At 61.8% G+C, this 6,161-nt stretch carries 4 protein-coding genes; 2 read left to right on the forward strand and 2 right to left on the reverse strand.

From position 1 onward, the window contains the following. On the reverse strand, nt 1-1,217 hold a 1,217-nt coding region (locus ABGA94_RS04100; RefSeq protein WP_375366468.1), incomplete at its 3' end, for an AAA family ATPase. Between the two features lie 87 nt (nt 1,218-1,304). Continuing rightward, nucleotides 1,305-3,992, reverse strand: coding sequence for a pyruvate dehydrogenase (acetyl-transferring), homodimeric type (gene aceE, locus ABGA94_RS04105; protein WP_012478970.1), 2,688 nt, complete (start codon nt 3,990-3,992; stop codon nt 1,305-1,307). A gap of 544 nt (nt 3,993-4,536) precedes the next feature. On the opposite strand from aceE, the gene ABGA94_RS04110 reads away from it, so the two are divergent. Together ABGA94_RS04110 and ABGA94_RS04115 are read left to right on the forward strand one after the other, a co-directional pair. Beyond that, complete coding sequence (locus tag ABGA94_RS04110; RefSeq protein WP_070490037.1) at nt 4,537-5,097, forward strand: PadR family transcriptional regulator; 561 nt, start codon at nt 4,537-4,539, stop codon at nt 5,095-5,097. Between the two features lie 58 nt (nt 5,098-5,155). After that, the gene (locus ABGA94_RS04115) at nt 5,156-5,953 is read left to right on the forward strand and encodes a siderophore-interacting protein (RefSeq protein WP_119706036.1); all 798 of its coding nucleotides are present in this window, start codon (nt 5,156-5,158) and stop codon (nt 5,951-5,953) included. The last annotated feature ends 208 nt before the right edge of the window (nt 5,954-6,161 follow it).

The following is a 6,161-nucleotide window of genomic DNA, read 5'->3' on the forward strand; positions in this document are numbered from 1 at the left end:
CGATCCAGCTTTGCGGTTATCGCGTTGGGAGGCCTCGCGTCAACCTCCTGGACGTCCTCCATAACGTCAACACTTCTCGCACCAAGCGCAAAACTCGGAATTAGAACCCTAGTTTCCTCCTCGTCGACAACCAACTTTCTTATGCAACGGCTTTCCACACTACTCATGACCTGAGGACTATGAGTCGTTATTACGAACTGAGTATTTGGAAACACTCTCAGAAGATCTGGAATTATCACTTGCTGCCAAGATGGATGTAGATGCAAATCGACCTCATCAATTAGTACAACCGCCTCAGCCTCCAGAGGATTGGCGAGTACGTCTGATGGATTTGACTCGACCATTCGGCATGCCAAATCAACCACCATCGCGAGACACGTTCGATGCCCGTCACTGAGCTGATTAAGCTCAAAAGTTCTTATTGAATTGCCTTCGGCCTTATCGACCACAAACCTGAGCGGCCTAAGAACAGTCCTGGGATCGCGGAATCCCGGCATAAATCTCTCAATAGCTTCCCGAACAGCGCTAAGTTCGGGATCAAGATAATCAAATGAACGAAGTTTCTTCTGCCTAAGACTCTCTTCAGTTTCTTTGGCGTGAAACCATTCGAAGACACGCTTAAAGTTAGAGTTCGAGCTGAGAGAACCATTTAAACCATCAAAGCGTGGAAAATGGGTTTTGAAATTTCGGCGACGCAGCGGGGTATCAAATACTGCCCTATCAGTCCCGTAATAAGCTACGACGGGCATCAGGTACGCCTCGCCTCGCGCATCTGCCGAGATGATCCTATCTATGAATCCATCCAGATTTTTCGTGCCAACTACATGACCGACCGCCAGCTGATCAGCCAAGGACGAAACTGTTTCAGGCGCTCTATCTCGTAGTCGCGTGCGGGAGACCTCGATGACACCATCATTCAATCCTTCATCAGAGTCGAGCGAGGCGTTTTCCCTGGATATATCAATCTGGGCCCAAACATGTAGTCCCTCACTCAGCTTTGTAGTCGACTGAATTCGAACGTCTCCAAGTTTGGGTGATATACCGACAAGCCCCGGAAGCTTAGTGTGAATTCGACCGAACACATCTCGGATCGCTCCGAGAACGCTTGACTTACCCTCGCCATTATTGCCTGAGATGATCGTAACATCACTCTCAAAGCTCAAGTCGAGCTTTCGGTGTGACTTATAATTGTAGAGAGCTACTTGCTTTATCTTCATTTCTATCCACCAAAACAGCGCGTGGGAGATTGTTCAAGAAAAAGGGCGGTTGCACCGCCCTTTTTCTATTGCTCAAATACGATTCAATCAAACCCCAACAGGATTAGCCTTCTCCGGATCAATCTTGTACTGCTTGATCGCCCGAGCCACATCCTTCGCGGTCATCTTCCCTTCCTTCGCCAGCGCCGCAATCGCGGCATGCGCGATGTAGTAGCGATCCACCTCAAAGAACCGGCGCAGGTTCGCACGCGTATCCGAACGACCGAAACCATCCGTACCCAGCACCGTGTACGACATCGGCACGAACGCACGGATCTGGTCCGCATACGCACGCACGTAGTCGGTGGCGGCAATCGCCGGGCCCTGGCGACCTTCCAGCAGCTCGGTCACGTAGGCCTTGCGCTGCTCACCTTCCGGATGCAGGCGGTTGGCACGTTCCACGTCGAAACCATCGCGACGCAGTTCGTTGAAGCTCGGGCAGCTCCAGATGTCGGCGGTCACGCCGAAGTCCTTGTCCAGCAGCTCGGCCGCGGCAATGGCTTCGCGCAGGATGGTGCCGGAGCCCAAAAGCTGCACGCGCAGCTCGCCCTTCTTCGGCTTGCCTGCGTCGGTCAGCAGGTACATGCCCTTGACGATGCCTTCGGCCGCGCCTTCCGGCATTTCCGGGTGGGTGTAGTTCTCGTTCATCAGGGTGACGTAGTAATACTCGTCCACCTGGTCTTCCATCATGCGCTTGGTGCCGTGCTGCAGGATCACCGTCACTTCGAAGCCGAAGGTCGGGTCGTAGCTGCGCACGTTCGGAATGCCACCGGCCACCAGATGGCTGAAGCCATCTTCGTGCTGCAGGCCTTCACCGTTCAGCGTGGTGCGGCCGGCGGTGCCACCCAGCAGGAAGCCGCGGGTACGCATGTCCGCTGCCTGCCAGGCGATGTCGCCCACGCGCTGGAAGCCGAACATGCTGTAGTAGATGTAGAACGGCAGCATCGGCACGTTGCTGACCGAGTAGCTGGTACCGGCGGCCATCCACGAGCTGATCGCACCCGGCTCGCTGATGCCCTGCTGCAGCACCTGGCCGCTCTGGTCTTCGCGGTAGAACATCAGCTGGTCGGCGTCGACCGGCTTGTACTTCTGGCCGAACGGCGCGTAGATGCCGATCTGGCGGAACAGGCCTTCCATGCCGAAGGTACGGGCTTCGTCGGCCACGATCGGCACGATGTGCGGGCCCAGTTCCTTGTCGCGCAGGGTGATGTTCAGGCTCTGCACGAAGGCCATGGTGGTGGAGTAGCTGCGCTCGCCGCTGCTCTTCAGCAGGCGCTCGTAGGCTTCCAGCTTCGGCGCCACGAAGGTCTTGTCGGCCTTGCGGCGGCGCTGCGGCAGGTAACCACCCAGAGCGGCACGGCGTTCCTGCAGGTACTGCACTTCCGGCGAATCCGGGCCCGGGTGGTAGAACGGCACCTGGCCATCGGCCAGCTGCGCGTCGGTCACCGGAATGTTGAAGCGGTCGCGGAAGTGGCGCACCGCTTCGTCGTCCAGCTTCTTGGTCTGGTGGGTCGGGTTCAGCGCTTCACCGGCGCTGCCCATGCCGTAACCCTTCACGGTCTTGGCCAGGATGACGGTCGGCATGCCCTTGGTGTTCACGGCCTGGTGGTAGGCGGCGTACACCTTGTGCGGGTCGTGGCCACCACGGTTCAGGCGCCAGATGTCGTCGTCGCTCAGGCCGGCCACCATCGCGGCGGTTTCCGGGTACTTGCCGAAGAAATGCTCGCGGGTATACGCGCCGCCGAAGGCCTTGCAGTTCTGGTACTCGCCGTCAACGGTTTCCATCATCAGCTTCTTCAGGACGCCGTTGGTGTCCTTGGCCAGCAGGGCATCCCAGTAACCGCCCCACAGCAGCTTGATCACGTTCCAGCCGCCGCCACGGAACACGCCTTCCAGTTCCTGGATGATCTTGCCGTTGCCGCGCACCGGGCCGTCCAGGCGCTGCAGGTTGCAGTTCACCACGAAGATCAGGTTGTCCAGGCCTTCACGGCCGGCCAGGGCGATGGCACCCAGGGTTTCCGGCTCGTCGCTCTCGCCGTCGCCGATGAAGCACCACACCTTGCGGTCGGACTTCTCGATCAGGCCACGGTTTTCCAGGTAGCGCATGAACTGCGCCTGGTAGATGGCGGCCAGCGGGCCCAGGCCCATCGACACGGTCGGGGTCTGCCAGTAGTCCGGCATCAGCCACGGGTGCGGGTACGAGGACAGGCCACCGCCGTCCACTTCCATGCGGAACTTGTCCAGCTGCTCTTCGCTGATGCGGCCTTCCAGGAAGGAACGTGCGTAGATGCCCGGGGCGCTGTGGCCCTGGATGAACAGCAGGTCGCCCGGGTGGTTTTCGCTCGGGGCGCGCCAGAAGTGGTTGAAGCCCACGTCGTACAGGGTGGCGCCGGAGGCGAACGAGGCGATGTGGCCGCCCAGGTCACCCGGCTTGCGGTTGGCGCGCACCACGGTGGCCATCGCGTTCCAGCGGATGATCGAACGGATGCGCCATTCCAGCTCGGCATTGCCCGGGCTCTTGGCCTCGAACTGCGGTTCGATGGTGTTGACGTATTCGGTGGTGGGAGAGAACGGCAGGTAGGCGCCCGAACGACGGGTCAGTTCCACCATGCCTTCCAGCAGCTGATGCGCGCGCTCGGAGCCCTCGACATCAATAACGGCCTTCAACGACTCGATCCACTCCTGGGTTTCCACAGGATTCGGGTCGTTGTTCAGCACCTCGTTCAACCAGTTCATTAGCGCTCCCATAACCGCACGCACGCGCGCGACTGTTGTATAGATTTCTAGACCGCAAAGTGTAGCGCACCAAGGGCTTTCGTCACTTGGCTACGCAGGCGTATGGATGCAACCGGCCAGTGTCCGCAAGGGGCTTGCCGGGCCCGCTGATGGCCCTGCGGCGGGCCTTGGCGGCGGCGCGGGCTGTCGCTTGCGGCCGCTGCGCCCATGCGCAGGACGCAGTGTTACTGCTGCCGATGACGGTTGTAGGGCAACTCCGGAACCGCCGTAGGTGGGCGCCGGGCAGCGGTTCTGAACCGGCGACAACATGTCGCACCTGCCTCTGGATCGCTGCCAGTCGCGGGCCCAGGGTGGGTCGCGAGTGATGGGCCCGATGGCCCTGCTCCCTTCCACAGCATCGCCGGGGCGCCTCGCAGGGGGCGCCCCTTTTGCTGTGCGCACGAAGGTCCGTGGCCCAAATTGCACCTGCTTGTGGCCGGATCGGATGTTGTCGCTTTCGACATATCGATATATCGTTTGCATACTCGTTTACCGATATATCGAAATGAGCCGTACCGCTTCTGCCAGAGCCCGTTCCACCGATCCGGATGTGCCGCGCCGCAACGGCCAGCCGCGCGTCCTCAGCCGCGGCGACCTGCGCCTGCTGGTGCTGGCCCTGATCGGCGAGCAGCCGCGCCATGGTTACGAGCTGATGCAGCTGATCAGCAACCAGTTCATGCAGGCCTACACGCCCAGCGCCGGCACCATGTACCCGCTGCTGGCCAGCTTCGAGCAGGCCGGCTGGATCGAGGCCGAGGAAGTGGATGGCAAGCGGATCTTCCGCATCACCGCTGCCGGCGAGTTCGAGCTGAAGGTGCAGCGCACCCAGGTACGCCTGGCGCAGCGACGTGCCTTCGACCGTGCCCGCGAGATCACCAAGGCCTCGCTGCCGCCGCCGCTGGCCACTGCCCTGCGCGAGTTCAAGCGGGCGCTGGTGCATCACCACGGCCGCTGGGCCGAGGGCGAGGCGGACGAAGTGGCGGCGCTGCTGACGCGGGCCTCGGCCCTGCTCAACGGTACGGTCGGTAGCGAGCAACCACCGATTTCAACGACCCAGCCAGACTGACGCCAGCCAGGTCTCCCCTACGCCGCGCGCCCGCGCGACACCTTTACAGGTAACCCCCATGACCGAACACAACAACACGCGCCTGCGCCTGGATGTGCGCTTCCGTGAACTGACCGTGCTGCGCACTGAAGAGGTCACCCCGCACATGCGCCGCGTGGTGCTGGGTGGCGACGACCTGGCCGGCTTCGATTCGCCCGGCGCCGACGACCACATCAAGCTGTTCTTCCCCAACGCTGCGGGCGAGATGGTGCTGCCGGTGCTGACCGCCGAAGGCCGCAGCTACCCGGAAGGCAAGGTGCCTTCGCCCTCGCGCGACTACACCCCGCGCTGGTGGGACCACGAAGCCGGCGAGCTGGCCATCGACTTCGTGCTGCACGACCAGGGCGTGGCCGGGCCGTGGGCCGAACGCGCACAGCCGGGCGACATGCTGGTGATCGGCGGCCCGCGCGGCTCGTTCGTGGTGGCCGACACTTACGACGCCTACGTGCTGATCGGCGATGAAACCGCACTGCCGGCCATCGCCCGCTGGCTGGACGTGCTGCCGGACAGTGCCGAGGTGCAGGCCTTCATCGAAGTGCGCGACGAGACCGAGCGCCAGGACCTGCCGCAGTACGAGAACGTGCGCATCCACTGGCTGGAGCGCAACGGCTTCCCGGCGGCCAGCAGTACGCTGCTGGAAGACATGCTGACCGACTTCGAGGCCCCGGACGGCGATGTCTTCTACTGGATCGCCACCGAATCGCGCCGCGCACGGATGATGCGCAAGTTCATCGAAGGCCACCTGGGCGTGCCGCGCGACTGGATTCGTTCCACCGGCTACTGGAAGGCCCACCCGGACGAAACCGACGGCGATTGACCGGCTCGGGGTCAGATCCCTTTTCCTGTGGAAAAGGGATCTGACCCCATGCACCGGCAACCTCATGAACCTTCGGCAGGACGGCCAGCGCTGGGTCGACAGCGGGGTGACCACGCTGGAAGAGATCCTGCGCGTCACCGGCGACGATTGAGGCCTGCATGGCACTGTTCGATTACCAGGCTGCCAACGCGCAGGGCCGCATCGAGAA

The sequence above is a fragment of the Stenotrophomonas sp. 3diitr2024 genome (genome assembly GCF_042136455.1).
GTDB lineage: Bacteria > Pseudomonadota > Gammaproteobacteria > Xanthomonadales > Xanthomonadaceae > Stenotrophomonas > Stenotrophomonas sepilia.

Excerpts from the sequence above, each read along its gene's own strand:
- aceE (WP_012478970.1), bottom strand. The coding sequence starts at position 3,992 with ATGAACTGGTTGAACGAGGTGCTGAACAACGACCCGAATCCTGTGGAA.
- ABGA94_RS04110 (WP_070490037.1), top strand. The coding sequence starts at position 4,537 with ATGAGCCGTACCGCTTCTGCCAGAGCCCGTTCCACCGATCCGGATGTG.
- ABGA94_RS04115 (WP_119706036.1), top strand. The coding sequence starts at position 5,156 with ATGACCGAACACAACAACACGCGCCTGCGCCTGGATGTGCGCTTCCGT.